Origin of the sequence: Streptococcus ovuberis (assembly GCF_012396585.1) — a bacterium.
Classification (GTDB): Bacteria; Bacillota; Bacilli; order Lactobacillales; family Streptococcaceae; genus Streptococcus; species Streptococcus ovuberis.
Genome location: NZ_JAAXPR010000034.1, coordinates 1 through 15,959 on the forward strand (window position 1 = coordinate 1; position 15,959 = coordinate 15,959).

Here is a 15,959-nt window from a genome sequence, read left to right on the forward strand (position 1 = left end):
ATCACTTCCTCTTGAACCTGTCAACACTTTTTTGAAACTTTTTTTATCTTTTTTTCTCAAAACTGTTTCGCCTTTGAGTTCCCTGTGACAACTTCATTATTCTATCACCTTCTTCTCGCTTTGTCAATACCTGTTTGGGGGATTTTTTGATTTACTGTCTTAGCCACTCAAATGAGTGAGAAAAAGTCTCTGTATTGCCCTTCTAGCTAATTTTTTAAAAAAGATAAATTGTAACCGCCCAATAACGAGGTATCTAGTCATCCTCTCACTCCTCCAGTATACTGTTAGTAGAAAACAGAATTGGAGGTTTTTCATTATGCCAACACCTATCGTCCCCTTGAACTCATCCCCACAGTTTCGTCGTTTTGATAAGATAAATTGTAAAATATAGTGCAACAAAAAAACTCATAGCGTTTCTTTCGTGTAAACTGTAAGTAAGCACACCAACAGAACACGAGGAAACCTATGAGCTACTCCCATGAACCATAAAAGAGCGACTAAAGATAGAAACTTACTTAGAATTAGGGTTGAAACCTCATCAAATTACTAGTAAACTTGGCGTCCATAAGTCTACCATCTCAAGAGAGTTAAAGCGGTGTTCAGTTACTTATTCCGCAGACCTAGCCCAGAAACATGTTGACCAAAAGGCTAAGCAAAAAGGACGAAAGTCTCGTTTGACCCCTGAGTTAAAAGCGGAGGTTTGAGAGCCTCTTGGTCTCCCGAACAGATTTATGGTCGCTATCGGCTGGAAGAAAAGCCAATGGTCGCTTTTAAGACCATCTACAACTGGCTCTATACTGGCCTGCTTAACCTAGATTTAAGCGTCTTACGTCGCCAAGGAAAAGCCGGCAACCCAGAGAAACCCGTGGGAAATTTAGGATTGGAACATCGATTTCCAAACGCCCTAAAGAAGTTAAGACTCGTCAGACTTTCGGTCACTGGGAGCTAGATACGGTTGTGTCTTCCCGAGGCAAAAACAAGGGCTGTTTAGCGGCCTTTGTGGAGAGAAAAACACGCGTTTACCTGGCTTTCAAGATGCCAGATAGAACAGCCAAATCCATGTTTTCAGCCATCGAACGGCTGTGTACCTTATTTCCCAAAGAAGCCTTTAAAACCTTTACTTCAAATAGGGGAAAGGAATTTGCCTGTTATCCCTTGGTGGAGAATTTGGGCATTCCCCTTTACTTTGCGGATCCCTATTCGTCTTGGCAAAGGTGGAGCAATGAAAACGCCAATGGGTTACTGAGGGAATACTTCCCCAAGAAAACAGATTTGGCGGCTATTTCTGAGGGACAATTGGCGAAAGCCCTATTTGACATCAATAACCGACCACGAAAATGCTTGGCTTACAGAACACCTTCGGAAGCTCTCATAAATGAGTTTGGATAACTGTTGCACTTATTCTTGCAATTTGTCAAAACAAAATGATATGACATATTTCCATTTAAAGCAAGTCGCTTGATAGTAGCTGGTTGTTGTTTAATTGAACGTTTAAAATAAGGGAGAAAATTCAATCATAAGATTGCTGATCAAAACTCTAAATAAAAATTGTAAACAATTTGCATTGAAATAAAGCAACGTTTTACTAAAGTAAATCAAGAAGGAAAAATTTGAGATACTTCATAAAATGGGTATGGCTCTGAAATTCTATCAGATGATGATTACGTTAATCTCTTAAATTAAGTGTAATTTTGGGAAAAAAGAATATCTAGTCCTCTAATTTCTATTCCTGTAAATGAAAGGTTAATAAAACCACAAGCTTCTTGCTTAGCACTTCCTGTCCAAAGGAAAAAAGAGTGACTAAAAATAACTATTTTAAAAAAGAGGCCTTCTCTAACAACTCTATATGCTACAGTTATATTACCACTTTTTTCTATTATGCTTTAATCAAATTTTAAAAGATAGGACCATCACCCGTTAATTGCCGGCAATGGTCCATCTGTTATTGATTTTTAGTTAGAAAAATCGTTTTCCATCCGATGTTTAACTTCATCATAGGAAAGTGCTGTCGCTTCGCCATCTGTTTCTGAGACTTCTGGCATTTGACCCGTTTCATAAATGGATTTAATTTGATTACTATCTAAAGTCTCATACTTGAGGAGAGCTTCTGCAATCAATCTATGTTTTTCTCTATTGTCTTGAATGATAGATGCCGCTGTATTACGGGCTTCATTGAGAAGGGTTCGAACCTCTTCATCAATTTCGTAAGCCGTCTGTTCAGAAATATGCTTTGGAGACGTTTGTGCTCCAAACATAGCATGGTTCCCTTCATATTGCATTGGACCCATTTTTTCGCTCATACCATATTCTGCAACCATAGCACGCGCCATTTGGGTTGCTTGCTCAAAGTCATTGGAAGCTCCGGTAGTTTGTGCATTGAAAATAATTTCCTCAGCTACGCGACCACCCATGAGACCTGCCAACTGTTCCTTCATATCTTCTTTAGAAAGAAGCATTTGATCTTCTTTAGGAAGAGCAATCATATAGCCCCCTGCACGGCCACGAGGAACAATAGTAACTTTGTGAACTACTCGTGCATTAGATAAAACTAAACCTACAATCGTATGACCTGCTTCATGGTAAGCAATCATTTCTCTTTCTTTTTGAGAAACTGTGCGGTCTTTCTTAGATGGACCAGCAATTACACGGTCTTCTGCCTCGTCAATATCTGAAGCATCAATCTTAGTTTTATTGCGGCGTGCAGCAACAAGAGCTGCCTCATTGAGCACATTTTCAAGGTCTGCACCTACAAAACCAGGAGTTTGCTGTGCAACTAATTTTAAATCAACGTCAGCAGCAAGCGGTTTGTTTCGAGCATGGACTTTTAAAATAGCTTCACGTCCCTTAACATCTGGACGGCCTACAAGAACTTTGCGGTCAAAGCGACCTGGACGAAGAAGAGCTGGATCGAGAACATCACTACGGTTAGTTGCTGCAATAATAATAATCCCTTCGTTCCCTTCAAAACCATCCATTTCAATTAGAAGTTGGTTAAGTGTCTGTTCACGCTCATCGTTTCCACCACCAAGGCCAATTCCCCGCTGACGTCCAACAGCATCAATTTCATCAATAAAAATGATAGCAGGCGCAGCTTTTTTGGCATCCTCAAACAATGAACGGACACGACTTGCTCCGACTCCGACAAACATTTCGACAAAATCTGAGCCTGATATTGAAAAGAAGGGTACGCCAGCTTCACCAGCTACAGCTTTAGCGAGAAGCGTTTTACCAGTTCCTGGAGGACCCTCTAAAAGAACACCTGCAGGAATACGAGCACCAAGCTTGGTAAAACGTTTTGGATCTTTCAAGAATTCAACAACTTCAACCAGTTCCTGTTTTTCTTCCTCTGCTCCTGCAACATCAGAAAAACGTACCTTAACGTCATCCTTAGTCATTGAACGAGCCTTATTGCGTCCAAAGTTCATAGCGCCACGGGCACCACCCGCACCACCTTGTCCCATCATTGAGAAGATGAAAAATCCGAAAATAAGAAGAGGAACAAAGTTTAAAACAAGGCTCAACCATAGGCCATTTGAACTTTCTGGCTTAACTTTTAATGTAACATTTGCTTCCTCAGCTAAATCTGTTAATTCAGCAATAGTAGTATCAGTAGCAAGAACCAGAGATTTAAATTCTGTAACAGTTGTCGCTGGTGCTGTGAAAAACTGAATTCCTGTCTCGACAGATGCTTCGACCTTCTGAGGTTCTTTATATTTTCCTGAAATTGAAACAACACTGTCTCCAGGTTGATAGGTCAATTCTTTGATCTTGCCATCACCAACTTGTTTAACTAGTTCAGAGTACGAAATTTCCTGACTCCTAAATCCATCGCCAGCAAACAGGTATTGAAATCCAGAAATAAGGGCGATAATAAGGATTATATATAGGAAAGAATTTCGTAAAAAACTATTTTTTTTATTATTCATATACGTAGAAATACCTATTTTTCTATATTATTTTAGTTAGTTAGTGTAAACTTCCTCTTTTAATACACCGATGTAAGGAAGATTACGATAGTTTTCAGCGTAATCCAAACCAAATCCTACCAAGAATTCATTTGGAACGGTAAAACCAGTATAGTCGGCCTCAATTTCAACGACTCGCCCTTCTGGCTTGTCAATCAGAGTAACAATTTTGACAGAGGCAGGTTCACGATCTAAAAATAGCTGTTTTAAATCTTTCAAAGTACGTCCTGTATCGATGATATCTTCAACAAAGACCACATGACGCCCTTTTATGTCCGTATCAATATCTTTTATAATATTGACCCTCCCAGAGCTTGCAGTTCCTCCGTGATAGCTCGAAACAATCATAAATTCTAATTCAACATGAGTATCGATATGTTTCATTAACTCTGCTAAAAAGGGAACAGAACCCTTTAAAACGCCAACTAAAATAGGATTTTTATCTTGGTAATCTTTCGTCAGACATTGGCCTAATTCTTTTGATTTTTCAACGATTTCATTATGATTAATAAGGATCTTTTCAATGTAGTTTTCTAACATATGCTTTCTCTCATTTTTTTGATATATAGTTTGTTCTCTATTGTATCATTTTTTAATGATTTACTCAAATCGCTGGCTGCAATTCCTGCAATCCCTATGATTTTTTTATCTTGCTCTAAAATAACTGCCTTTTCCTTTTCAAGTATGGAAATTCTTTGATCCTGATAAATTCTTTTTAATTTGCGAGAATGTCCCTTGTATATCATTTGATCCCCAATTTGTTGATGCCGTAAAACAATCGGATTTCCTGATGATAATAAAATTTCCTGGTCCCATTCCATCAAGGGAATATTGAAAGAAAGTGTAAATTGACCAAAATTTAGTGTATTGCCAGATTCTAACACAACTTCACTCAAGTCTCCATAGGTCTCTGGATTGATTTTTTCAATGTAAAACCTCTCATAAGTGATTACTAATTGGTAATCTTTCCTAATCTTGTAAATGGTATTTACCTTATTTTCAAGGCTATAAAGCATCTCATCCAATTGACCTCTAGAAAGCGCAAGTTCTGGAAAATTGGTCAGATAATGTTCTAGTAAAAAAATTTGTAACCCCTTGGGAGAGGCTTTGAAGTTTTCCAAATCCTGGATATCCATTGATTTAGTCAAATAAAGGAGAGCTTCCTGTAAATGTGACATGTCCTGAGAAAGACTTACAAGAGAATCACTCAATCTAGGATTTTCCTGACTCAGTTGAGGAAGATACCGATTTCTAATTCTATTTCTCAAATAATTATTTTCCCGATTAGAAGCATCTTCAAAATGAAAAACAGATGGCAACTCCTTTTTGGTAAAAGTCAAGAGCGGTCTGATTAGTTCACCTGGACCAAAGTCTTGACGTTCCTTGATAGCAGACAAATGGAACCACTTGCTTCCTCTCAACAGTCGCATAAATACAGTTTCTGCCTGATCATTCTTGTGATGAGCAGTCACCAAAGCTGTATAATTAAAGTCTCTCATGATTTGCTTAAAAAAGTCATAACGAAAATCTCTAGCTTTTTTTTCTGAAAATTGCCCTTTAAAATAAGTCATGTGAAACGCAATATCTCTATCTCTAGCATAGTTTTCTAAATAAGCAGCTTCCTGATCAGACTCTGGTCTTTGACCATGGTGGACATGGGCTATCCCAATCTTAATTCCTAAACTTTTTTGGCAATTTTTTAAAAGCTCAAGCAGAGCCATCGAATCAGCTCCTCCAGAAACGGCTAGCAACACATTGGAGTGCTTATCAAAAAAGTGCCTATGATTAGCCACTTTTAAAAATTTTTCTTTCATTTAAGTACCTTATAGACATCTGCTGCAATAGAGCTAATATCATCATATGTTTTATGATTCGTAAAAATAGAAATGACAAAAGGTGACTCTGTGTATATGAGGGCCACATCATGTCTAAAGTCATAGGCGTCCCCTATTTTATGAGCGACCTTAGCGTCAACAACCTTGGCAATACGCTGATCATCAAAGGCTGTTTCTGATAGGCTATTCAGGACAAAACCAGATGGATTTAACTCATACAAGGCTGCCATGACAAGACCTGCCATCTCTGCGCTACCTTGCTTTTCAGACATATTCCAAGTTTTATTGGTAATGAAGTCTAATGTCTGATAATAAGTCCTATCAAACTGATTTGTAACATAATACCCTAGGATGTTGCTAGCAACATTATCTGACTTTTTAGCCGTCAAATCAATCAGATTCTCTAAAGTGTAAGTTTTAGAATCAGCCGATTTGGGTAAGGTTCCACTGCCTTCAGGTAAATAAGCTCCATCAAACTCGTGTACTTTGTCTGTATACTTAAATGTATCCTTGAGCTGAAATTTTTCATTTTCTAACCCTAGTTGAGCGTAATAAAGGACTGGGAGTTTAGCGATACTAGCTGAATACATTTCCTTATCTTGATTGATTCCAGCTGTAAATCCAGTGTCAAGTTGATGGACATAGATAGCCAATTCTGGATCATTGTATTTTTGATTGAGGATTTTCTGAACGTGATTTATACGATTATCCTCAATAGATAAAAATTCTATTGACACCCATCCTTCTTCTATTTTAGCAAATTCTCCTCTGGGTGTTTTTACAATTTCTCTTACTGTTACTTGAGTATATGGTTTAGGAGCTTTATTTAACTTTTTAGCCTGATTTCCTATCGGACTTGACATAACTGTAAATCCTTCGTCAATCCAAAAGACAACTTCTTGAAATTTTTGTTCTTGAATGATGTCATCAAAAACAATTGATTGGCTAGCTAAGATGTAAGTTTCATCCGATAATTGAAAAACAGGTTGTAAATGATCATTGACAGTCAAGTTTACAATTTCAAATTTCTGATTGGGAGAAAGATGGCCGACTGTCTGGGTAAGATTACTGTCCGAATAACGGGGTGTCTTTTCAAAAACATTCGGATTGGATGGTATAGTATGATAATAACCATCATAAAGAGCACTTTGGAGGGCGTAGTGGTTCTCATTTGACAGTTCAAAATCACGCTCACTGCTAATGACTGGTGCAGGAATCAGAATCGTTGACGCACTCAAAAACAGGATGAATTTCCGCATAACCCCTCCTTCCTAATCTTCTCTTTCTGCCTCTAACAATCGTAATGCTTGATTTTTCTGGGCTAACTCTTCTAATTTTTCATCAGAAAAGGCTAAGAATTGCTCTATAGTTTCTACTAAATTTTCCATTTATTTCGAGGTTGGTAATAAACTTGGAATGGTATAGACGAACTCACCATCTTTGGAATAATGATACTTGGCCCTGACATATTTAGCCACGTAGTCCTTATCGGATAATTTTTTGACCAAAGACTGTTCTTCTTCTACCCTCTTTTCCAGTGCTTGATAGCTAGTCTTCATTTCTGCTAACTTTTCTCGTCTCCCCAACAACTGTTCATAGGACTGAAGTAAATTATAAGCTGGCAGGGTAAAGAGGAAAATAATCAAAATAAGAATCATTCCCATAAAACGATTTTTCCGTTGTTTTTCAAGATGGACCGACTGACGTTTGGAACGCTCTTCCTGAATGAAGGAATTGTTCAATTGCAAGACCTTAGATTTCTTCATTGCTTTCTATCCTTTGCTCACTAATGATATCGTACATTTTATCAGCATCTTGTTTCTTGGTACTATCTAACATTTCTAAGACACGAACGGTTAAAAGTTTGTTTCCAAAGCGAATTTCAACTTCATCACCTGTTTTCAAGTCTGTTGACGACTTAGCTAGGACGCCATTGACCTTGATTCGTCCCTTGTCCGCCACTTCCTTAGCTACTGTTCGGCGTTTGATAATTCGTGATACTTTTAAATATTTGTCTAAGCGCATGAGTCTCCTCCTTAACCCTATTATTTTAACATTTTTTAAAGAAAATAGCAGAGCTAAACCATCAAAAGTTACTATCTACCGGTCTTGACTGGCAGCTATTTTATCACGAGTATCTTCACGGATTTCCTGACGGAGTTGACTTAGATAGGGTGAAAAAGCTACTTTGTCATTAGCATGGGTCAGATTTAAGTCGTATTCGTGGGGCTCCCAGGTCAAAATATCTGAAAAATTATGCTGAATTACAGCTTCCATTCCATCCAAAGCCTTGTAAAGCTTAGCTTCTTCTGTCTCCAGTGCAGCCATTTCCTTGTAAAGAGCCTTCATTTGTTCTGCATAGGGTTGAGGTAGGCTTGACAGCCATGTAAAGAGCAGTTTTTCTTCCTTGGCTCGATGGAACTGCGTTTTTTCAAAAGTTGGAATATCTCCTGTAAAGGCTTCGCCTAAATCGTGAATGAGACACATGGTCAAGACCTTAGTCATATCAAGATGGGAAAATTCTTCCTTGAGTAAAAAGGCCATTAAAGTCATCATCCAGCTATGCTCCGCCACGCTTTCCTTACGGCCTTTAGAGGTATAGCAGTGTCTGGTCGTATCCTTCAACCTTTCAGCAATCTTTAATATATCTAGGACCTGTCTGGGTTTCATGGCAAATTTTCCTTTCTTTCTTCTATCCTAATCAAAAACAAATGAAAAAGCAAGAAAAAGAAAAACCTCCTACTGTAAAGAATAGGAGGAGTCACTTTACCAAAATAAGAGCGTAGATACCACAGTCCCTGCAAAGAAAATTAGCCAAATTGAAAATCCAAGGCCAATAAGAAACCAAATATCATCACTGGTATTAGTTACATGTTTCTTCTTATCATCTAAAAAATTCAGGATGTCAGCATAAGGTCTAAAATCATGGTTTTTATAGATGTAAAACAACTGAAATACAGCATAAATCAAAGGTATTGCTATAAGGCTAAGCAAGGTATTGCTCTGATTGACTGTCATTAAAAATCTAGTCGGATAAGCGACCGAGTAAGCAAACCAAGATAATCCTGAAATCACCAGCCACTTTTTGAATTGTTTTTTATCATTATGAAATCTCATTTTCTCTATATCTCCTTTGATTAGATTATCCAAGGAAACGTCAAAATAGGTCGCCATCAAAAGCAGACTGTTAATGTCTGGGTAAGTCTTTCCGCGTTCCCAGTTTGATATCGTTTGACGTGAAACATAAAGTTTCTCTGCCAAGTCTTCCTGCGACAGACCCCTTTCTTTTCTTAATTTAATCAGCCTATTTTGAAATTCCACTATGATCTCCTTGTTGTTTCTAATCTACTCTTCATGAGATGATTTTACCATACAATAGTTTGGTCAATGCTAATTTTTTCTGTCAAAAAGCGTTGACAAGGCTAATCAAGCTGTTTGCGGCTCTTGATTTCCACTAATTTTTCTGCAAAAGCAAGCAACTCTTCTAAAATGGCATGATCTTTTTGGTTCCGGATATCAAAGATAACCTGCATCTTGCCTTGGTGTTCTGAGATACGAGCTTTTAAATGAGTGACTGACAAGGCTTCAAAATAATCTTGGGTCAAAAAGAGTTGATTGGCTGCTAATTCAAAGGTAATGGTAACTGCATTAGCTTTTTTCTCTGCTATCTCTACAAAAGACTGGTCCAGAAACGATTTTAGCAGGCCAATTTCAATTAGGTAAGCAACTACATCAGGGTAATCTCCAAAGCGATCGATGAGCTCATCTTGAAGATTTTGGTAATCTTCTCGACCATCAATTTGGCGGATACGTTTGTAAATTTCAATTTTTTGGCGTTCGTCTGAAATATAGCTACTTGGTAAATAGGCATCAATTTGCAGATTAATTTCTGCATTCGAACGTCTTTTTTCCAATCTTTTTCCTTGTTTTTGAGCAATGGCTTCTTCCAGTAGCTGATTGTAAAGTTCAAAGCCAACGGAATCAATAAAACCAGACTGAGAAGCGCCAAGCAGATTACCAGCACCACGAATGGATAAGTCTCGCATGGCAATTTTAAAACCAGATCCTAGTTCTGTAAAGCCTTTAATAGCTTCCAAGCGCTTTTCGGCAACCTCCGTCAAGACTTTATCTGGACGATACATAAAGTAAGCATAAGCAATTCGATTACTTCGGCCAACCCGACCACGCAGTTGATACAAGGTTGACAAACCCATGTAATCTGCATTCTCAATAAAGAGGGTATTCGCGTTGGGAATATCTACTCCTGTCTCGATAATAGTTGTTGTCACTAAGACATCATAATCTCCTTCAATAAAAGCCATCAAGGTATTTTCCAATTGGATTTCCGACATCTGTCCATGAACAAAACCAATTCTTGCTTCAGGGACTAATTCCCGAATTTCAGAAACCTTTTGCTCAATCGTGTCAACACGGTTGTAAAGATAAAATACCTGTCCTCCCCTATCTATCTCACGTAAAATAGCCTCTCGAATCATTGCAGGTGTAAATTCCATGACATAGGTTTGAACGGGATAACGATTGGTTGGAGGAGTCTCGATGACTGATAAATCTCGAATGCCCAGCATAGACATATGAAGGGTACGTGGAATCGGCGTTGCTGTCAAGGTTAAGACGTCAACCTTAGTTTTTAATTCCTTGAGCTTTTCTTTATGTTTGACACCAAAACGTTGCTCTTCATCAATGACAATCAAGCCCAAATCAGCAAATATCACATCGTCTGAAAGAAGCCGATGAGTTCCAATAAGGATATCCACTTGCCCTTTTTTCAATTTTTCCAATGTCTTAGCCTGTTCTGCCTTACTTCTAAAACGGCTAAGGACATCGATATTAACTGGAAAATCTAGAAAACGAGCTAAAAAATTGGTGTAATGCTGCTGGGCTAAAACTGTTGTAGGCACCAAAATAGCTACCTGCTTGTTATCATTCACTGCCTTAAATGCCGCGCGCATGGCTACTTCCGTTTTACCAAAGCCAACATCTCCAACCAAAAGACGATCCATTGGTGTTTTAGCTTCCATATCTTTTTTAACTTCTGCAATAGAGCGTAATTGGTCATCTGTTTCCGCATAAGCAAAAGCTTGATCAAATTCTACTTGATGCTCATCGTCTTCTGCAAAGGCATGGCCTTCTAGTTGACTGCGCTCAGCATACAAGCGAATCAAATCATCTGCAATATCTTCAACTTGTTTTTGAACCTTGGTTTTCGTTTTTTGAAAACGACCGTCATTGAGCTTGCTAATTTTCGGTTCTTTCCCATCGCTGGCCACGTACTTGGAAAGCAATTCAATTTGCTCAATCGGCAGTGAGACACGATCTGAATTTTGATACTGAATCGTCAGATAATCTCGATGAACACCACCAATTTCAATGGTTTCAAGACCCAAAAATTTCCCAATTCCATGAATATGGTGGACCACATAATCTCCAGATACTAATTCATTGTAATCTTTGAGCCGCTCGCTATTTGATAGGTTCGATTTTCTTGGTTTACGCTTGACTTTTTTATGGAAAATTTCACGACTCGTAATCAGGGCAATCTTTTCATCTAAAAAGTTAAAACCAGCTGATAGATGGCCAATGACAAGTTGAGCTTCTCCCTTAACAATAGCCTCTGGAGAAACAAGAGGCAAGTCAACGTCATACTCTTGTAATGTTTTTTGTAAACTTAGTAAACCTTGTTCAGAATCAGCTTGAATAAGTACCGTATAACCAGATTTTCCAAATCTTCTTAATTCATCGGATAAGAGAGGGATTTGGCTAAAAAACTCCTGCATTTTGTGCTGATTAAACTGAAACAGCGCATCAAATTGTATATTACCTAATCCTTTTTGAAAAGGAGAAAAAAAGGTTACAGATGGATATTGCCTTAATTGCGTATAGACTGATGAAGCATATTTTTGACTTGACAAACCTTTATTGTTTTGTAAATTATCTGTCAAGTATTCCGCTAATTCTAAATCAAACTTCGCATGACTATCTTGAATTTTATGAAAATCATCTAAAAATATTAAGGATTGCTTTGGAAGATAGTCTAACAGGGTCCACTCCTTCTCATAGAAAAAGTTCAGAAATTTTCGCTGTTCGGCATGCAAAGACTCATTTTTAAACGCTACAAGTAGCTCTTCTAAATAAGATTTTAGGGCTAAATTGTCAATTTGTTCATAAAAACGTGATAGAACCTTGACAGAACGCTGGTAGTCTTGACTTGTAAATAACATGTCACTAGCAGGGGAGACAAGCATTGCATCGAAATTTTCCTTAGAAATTTGACTATTGATTTCAAAAGTTCGAATACTGTCAATTTCATCTCCAAAAAATTCAATCCTGTAGGGATTTTCAACACCAAGTGGAAAAATATCCAGAATATCTCCGCGTAAACTAAACTCACCCGGAGTGAGAACACGCCCTTCTTTTCTATATCCCATTTGAATCAATGAGTTGACAAACTTGTCAACGTGTAGTTCATCTCCGATTCTGACTTCAATAAATGAAGAATCGAAAACCGCAGGATTTGGTAACAATAGTCGGCAAGCCTGTACACTTGCTATTACGATACCGGAATCTTTTTGGTTTCTCAAAAAGTCAAGGCTTGCCAAACGAGAGATTGTCTTTTCGGCAGAGGATATAACAAATTCTGCCCTAGCAGCATCATCTGCAAAAAAATGAAAAACTTTATCAGTTCCTAAGATACTTTCTAAATCACTAGTTAATTTTTCTGCCTCATTTTGATTCGGTGTCACAATCAATAGTTTATCATCGAAATCACTGATAGCACTGGCCATGACCAGAGCCTTACTGCTATCCGATAATCCCATGATTAACTGTCTTTTGGTTTGGTTAAGATTTTTCAGCCATTGGCTAATTTGTTTATTTTCTCTTAATAGATCAAGTAGTATCATATCACCCACTGTATTTTTGTGTTACTTTTAGAAAATCCTTTTCTTGTAAATAGAAATTGATAGCATTGTCAACTCTGTCAAGTGCTTGAAGAATCGAAATTTGGTCATCATTGTCAAATTTTGTCAAGACATGATGGTGGACTGGTATACCATTTTGGGGTCTACCAATGCCTATTTTGATGCGATTAAATTCTTGAGTTCCAAGATGAGCAATAATAGACTTAATCCCATTGTGTCCACCTGCAGAACCTTTTTGACGAAAACGGACTTTTCCGACCTCCATATCCAGATCATCATAAACCACAATTAAATCTTTTACATCTAATCCGAAGTAAGTCAATAAGGCATGAACTGCCTCACCAGATTTATTCATAAATGTCGTTGGTTTTACCAAAAAGATTTTCTCACCATTGATTCGAGTTGTGGCTATCTCAGCTTTGAAAATTTTATCTGCTGTAAAGCTTTCCTTGACAGTTTCTGCTATTTTGTCAACTAGCATAAATCCAATATTGTGTCTGGTTTCATGGTATTTAGATCCTGGATTTCCTAAACCGACGATGAGTTTTACCATTTTATCCTCCTATGTTCATCATGATATAGTCCCCATGATTAAGGGTCATTTCCTATGTTTGATTAGTATGTGGGATCCCCTTTTGCCAAGTAATAAAAGGCATTGAGCACACCACCATGAGTGATGACGACAACTGTTTCCTTATTTCCTTTTAGGGTGTCATAGATATCTAAGACCCGTTTAAAAAAGGGTTGCGGACTTTCGCCATTAGAATAGGTTTCGTTATAAGCAAGGGTATTATAGTATGAATTAGAATACAATTTATCTGCTAAACTATTTTCCAGACCTGAGAGGTCTCCATTATTAATTTCCATAAGACGGCTGTCAAGGGAATAAGGCAGCTGACAAGCAGAGGAGATGATTTTAGCTGTTTCAACTGCTCTTGGCAAATCGCTAGATTCTATCCTATCAATTCAATTGTCAGATGAGCTAGAAAGTCAGCTGTTTTTCTAGACTGGTCTCTGCCTAAGTCTGTTAGTCCAAAGGAGCTCCAGCTCCCACGATAACCTGAAAAGTCTTCCCCATGTCTAACTAAGATAACTATCCTATCTCCTCCCAAACAGACGCCAAAAGGACTGGAAAAACTTCCCAGCCTTATGAGTTCTGTTTAATGATACTATATTTAATCCAATTCTGCACGACTGAAAAGGTCTGCAATGAGTTCTGAATCAGAACAAGCCTGTTTGAAAGAGAGGGCAAAATCTTTCAAAGCTGATGTATTTTCTGAGTAAGCACAAAACAGACTTCCCTCGGAATCAAAAGCAATTTCTTGCGCTAAATCAGGTCTTTTTTCCTCCAGAAAAACACTGGCTAAACTTTCCCAATCATAACCATTTCCTTCAAATCCCTCATCAGCTCTGCTATTAAACAAATCCTGCAAATAGCTACCAACTTGGAGACAAAAAGAGGCTGAAGTAGCATGTTCTGTCCAAAAAAATGGTGAAAAATCAGTCATTAGCCATCTCCTTATACATTAAAGCGGAATTCCATGATATCACCATCTTGGACGACATATTCTTTTCCTTCTTCACGGAGACGCCCAGCTTCTTTGACCGCCTTCTCGCTACCATAGTGCATGAGATCGTCATAACTCATGGTTACCGCACGGATAAACCCTTTTTCAAAGTCTGAGTGAATAATTCCTGCTGCTTGAGGGGCCTTGATACCACGTTTAAAGGTCCAGGCACGCACCTCTTTTTCACCAGCAGTAAAGTAGGTGCCAAGCCCCAGCAGGTGATAGGCAGCACGGGTCAACTTGTCCACACCTGACTCAGTCAAGCCGATCGCTTCTAAAAACTCTGCTTTATCTTCATCTTCCAGTTCAGAAATTTCTTCTTCGGCACGGGCTGAAATGACTACCACTTCCGCATTTTCCGTCGCTGCAAAATCACGAATTTGCTGGACATAGCCGATATTGTCAGGGTCTGCGACCTTGTCCTCATCGACATTGGCCACATAGAGGACAGGCTTGGTGGTCAAGAGGAAGAGCTGCTTGACAATCTTTTGCTCGTCATCTGTAAAGGTTACGGTACGAGCAGACCTACCATCTTCAAGGACTGGCTTGATTTTTTGTAAAATATTGAACTCCGCAACGGAATCTTTATCTTTCTGCGTACGAGCCATCTTCTCTACACGCGCATAGCGTTTATTGACACTTTCAAGGTCAGCCAAAATCAGCTCCAAATTGATGGTTTCAATATCCGCAATCGGATCGACAAAGGCATCTTCACGCCCTTGCTCGCGCATGACATTTTCATCATCAAAAGCACGCACCACATGGACAATAGCGTCCACTTCACGGATGTTGGCCAAAAACTTGTTCCCCAAACCCTCCCCACGAGAAGCGCCTTTCACGATGCCAGCGATGTCGGTAAATTCGAAGGTCGTTGGTACCGTCTTTTTCGGTGTGATCAGCTCAGTCAACTTTTGCAGACGCTCATCAGGCACCTCCACCATGCCGACGTTTGGATCAATGGTCGCAAAGGGGTAGTTAGCAGCTTCTGCTCCCGCTTTGGTAATTGCATTAAAAAGAGTGGATTTGCCGACATTTGGAAGACCGACAATACCTGCTGTTAAAGCCATAATTTCTTTTCTCCATCTAAAAATTCAATGATAATCATTATAGCAAAAAATCAACAAAAAAGCTTGTCACGTGACAAGCTTTTTCTAATTATATCCAGCTGGGCTGAAAAAGATAATCACAAAGAAGACAAGTACAAAAAATGTGATTACTATCCACCTATTTTCTGATTTACTCAAAAATCCCCATATGGTCATCGGTGTTTCTTGAACAATCACTGGTTCTGGCTTAACTCCCGTCACCAGCTCGTCAAGGGTCACTTCAAAGATTGACGATAACTTGACAAGAGTGTCAAGGTCAGGTGCTGTTTCACCATTTTCCCATCGTGAGATAGCTTGACGAGAAATATGGAGTTGATTGGCCAAATCATCCTGCGATAGACCTTTTTGACGACGGAAATCTTTTAATTGCTCTGCAAATTGATTCATCAGAGTTACCTCGCTTTCTTTACCTTTATTCTATCAAAACTCTAAGCAGGCTATGCCTGCCAACTCATGACAGAAAAAGAGATTAGGAATATAATGTAGGTGAGCAATACAAATCCGTGGTTTTTAGTAGGGCTTTGCCTAGCCTGTACTCAAAACTGGA

The 15,959-nt window shown here is 38.6% G+C and carries 17 protein-coding genes and 1 pseudogene; 2 read left to right on the forward strand and 16 right to left on the reverse strand.

Translation table 11 applies throughout. The annotated features are described in order from the left end of the window. The first annotated feature begins 527 nt into the window (after positions 1-527). Together HF992_RS12420 and HF992_RS12425 are read left to right on the forward strand one after the other, a co-directional pair. A complete protein-coding gene (locus HF992_RS12420) occupies positions 528-704 on the forward strand; it encodes a hypothetical protein (protein WP_425505616.1) in 177 nt (58 codons plus the stop codon). 139 nt (positions 705-843) lie between these two features. Next, positions 844-1,389 (forward strand): annotated as a pseudogene (locus HF992_RS12425) (IS30 family transposase); the annotation flags it as partial. 563 nt (positions 1,390-1,952) lie between these two features. Here the strand turns inward: HF992_RS12425 and ftsH are convergent. From ftsH to HF992_RS11240, 16 genes are all read right to left on the reverse strand, one after another. Continuing rightward, positions 1,953-3,926 carry an ATP-dependent zinc metalloprotease FtsH gene (gene ftsH / locus HF992_RS11165; protein WP_168550088.1) on the reverse strand — a complete coding sequence of 658 codons (1,974 nt, stop codon included), beginning with the start codon at positions 3,924-3,926 and terminating at the stop codon, positions 1,953-1,955. Between the two features lie 36 nt (positions 3,927-3,962). Continuing rightward, on the reverse strand, positions 3,963-4,505 hold the full coding sequence (hpt, locus tag HF992_RS11170; protein ID WP_168550089.1) for a hypoxanthine phosphoribosyltransferase: 543 nt from the start codon (positions 4,503-4,505) through the stop codon (positions 3,963-3,965). Next, positions 4,499-5,779, reverse strand: coding sequence for a tRNA lysidine(34) synthetase TilS (gene tilS, locus HF992_RS11175; protein WP_168550090.1), 1,281 nt, complete (start codon positions 5,777-5,779; stop codon positions 4,499-4,501). Before tilS ends, hpt begins: the two co-directional genes overlap by 7 nt. Next, positions 5,776-7,059, reverse strand: coding sequence for a serine hydrolase (locus HF992_RS11180; protein WP_168550091.1), 1,284 nt, complete (start codon positions 7,057-7,059; stop codon positions 5,776-5,778). The genes tilS and HF992_RS11180 overlap by 4 nt, the downstream gene beginning before the upstream one ends. Before the next feature lie 12 nt (positions 7,060-7,071). Further along, entirely contained in the window at positions 7,072-7,188 is a 117-nt protein-coding gene (locus HF992_RS11185; protein ID WP_168550092.1) for an SP_0009 family protein, read from the reverse strand. Then, complete coding sequence (locus HF992_RS11190) at positions 7,189-7,566, reverse strand: FtsB family cell division protein (RefSeq protein WP_168550093.1); 378 nt, start codon at positions 7,564-7,566, stop codon at positions 7,189-7,191. It abuts the gene before it with no gap. Continuing rightward, positions 7,553-7,825, reverse strand: a complete 273-nt coding sequence (locus tag HF992_RS11195) for an RNA-binding S4 domain-containing protein (protein ID WP_168550094.1) — start codon at positions 7,823-7,825, stop codon at positions 7,553-7,555. The genes HF992_RS11190 and HF992_RS11195 overlap by 14 nt, the downstream gene beginning before the upstream one ends. 75 nt (positions 7,826-7,900) lie before the next feature. Beyond that, complete coding sequence (locus HF992_RS11200) at positions 7,901-8,470, reverse strand: HD domain-containing protein (protein ID WP_168550095.1); 570 nt, start codon at positions 8,468-8,470, stop codon at positions 7,901-7,903. Positions 8,471-8,566: 96 nt separating this feature from the next. Continuing rightward, positions 8,567-9,121 (reverse strand): helix-turn-helix domain-containing protein, encoded by a 555-nt coding sequence (locus tag HF992_RS11205; protein WP_168550096.1) that lies wholly within the window; start codon positions 9,119-9,121, stop codon positions 8,567-8,569. 101 nt (positions 9,122-9,222) lie between these two features. Next, on the reverse strand, positions 9,223-12,720 hold the full coding sequence (gene mfd, locus HF992_RS11210; protein WP_168550097.1) for a transcription-repair coupling factor: 3,498 nt from the start codon (positions 12,718-12,720) through the stop codon (positions 9,223-9,225). Between the two features lies 1 nt (position 12,721). Beyond that, entirely contained in the window at positions 12,722-13,291 is a 570-nt protein-coding gene (gene pth / locus HF992_RS11215) for an aminoacyl-tRNA hydrolase (RefSeq protein WP_168550098.1), read from the reverse strand. Between the two features lie 62 nt (positions 13,292-13,353). Next, positions 13,354-13,704, reverse strand: coding sequence for a histidine phosphatase family protein (locus tag HF992_RS11220; protein WP_343032974.1), 351 nt, complete (start codon positions 13,702-13,704; stop codon positions 13,354-13,356). Next, positions 13,692-13,850, reverse strand: coding sequence for a histidine phosphatase family protein (locus tag HF992_RS12430; protein WP_168550100.1), 159 nt, complete (start codon positions 13,848-13,850; stop codon positions 13,692-13,694). The genes HF992_RS11220 and HF992_RS12430 overlap by 13 nt, the downstream gene beginning before the upstream one ends. Positions 13,851-13,913: 63 nt before the next feature. Continuing rightward, a complete protein-coding gene (locus tag HF992_RS11230; RefSeq protein ID WP_168550101.1) occupies positions 13,914-14,246 on the reverse strand; it encodes an immunity 51 family protein in 333 nt (110 codons plus the stop codon). Positions 14,247-14,257: 11 nt separating this feature from the next. After that, positions 14,258-15,373 carry a redox-regulated ATPase YchF gene (gene ychF / locus HF992_RS11235; protein WP_168550102.1) on the reverse strand — a complete coding sequence of 372 codons (1,116 nt, stop codon included), beginning with the start codon at positions 15,371-15,373 and terminating at the stop codon, positions 14,258-14,260. A gap of 84 nt (positions 15,374-15,457) precedes the next feature. Then, positions 15,458-15,799, reverse strand: a complete 342-nt coding sequence (locus HF992_RS11240; RefSeq protein ID WP_168550103.1) for a helix-turn-helix domain-containing protein — start codon at positions 15,797-15,799, stop codon at positions 15,458-15,460. Positions 15,800-15,959 lie beyond the last annotated feature (160 nt).

Coding starts and splice junctions, on each gene's coding strand:
- ftsH (WP_168550088.1), bottom strand. CDS start 3,926: ATGAATAATAAAAAAAATAGTTTTTTACGAAATTCTTTCCTATATATA.
- hpt (WP_168550089.1), bottom strand. CDS start 4,505: ATGTTAGAAAACTACATTGAAAAGATCCTTATTAATCATAATGAAATC.
- tilS (WP_168550090.1), bottom strand. CDS start 5,779: ATGAAAGAAAAATTTTTAAAAGTGGCTAATCATAGGCACTTTTTTGAT.
- HF992_RS11180 (WP_168550091.1), bottom strand. CDS start 7,059: ATGCGGAAATTCATCCTGTTTTTGAGTGCGTCAACGATTCTGATTCCT.
- HF992_RS11185 (WP_168550092.1), bottom strand. CDS start 7,188: ATGGAAAATTTAGTAGAAACTATAGAGCAATTCTTAGCCTTTTCTGAT.
- HF992_RS11190 (WP_168550093.1), bottom strand. CDS start 7,566: ATGAAGAAATCTAAGGTCTTGCAATTGAACAATTCCTTCATTCAGGAA.
- HF992_RS11195 (WP_168550094.1), bottom strand. CDS start 7,825: ATGCGCTTAGACAAATATTTAAAAGTATCACGAATTATCAAACGCCGA.
- HF992_RS11200 (WP_168550095.1), bottom strand. CDS start 8,470: ATGAAACCCAGACAGGTCCTAGATATATTAAAGATTGCTGAAAGGTTG.
- mfd (WP_168550097.1), bottom strand. CDS start 12,720: ATGATACTACTTGATCTATTAAGAGAAAATAAACAAATTAGCCAATGG.
- pth (WP_168550098.1), bottom strand. CDS start 13,291: ATGGTAAAACTCATCGTCGGTTTAGGAAATCCAGGATCTAAATACCAT.
- HF992_RS11230 (WP_168550101.1), bottom strand. CDS start 14,246: ATGACTGATTTTTCACCATTTTTTTGGACAGAACATGCTACTTCAGCC.
- ychF (WP_168550102.1), bottom strand. CDS start 15,373: ATGGCTTTAACAGCAGGTATTGTCGGTCTTCCAAATGTCGGCAAATCC.
- HF992_RS11240 (WP_168550103.1), bottom strand. CDS start 15,799: ATGAATCAATTTGCAGAGCAATTAAAAGATTTCCGTCGTCAAAAAGGT.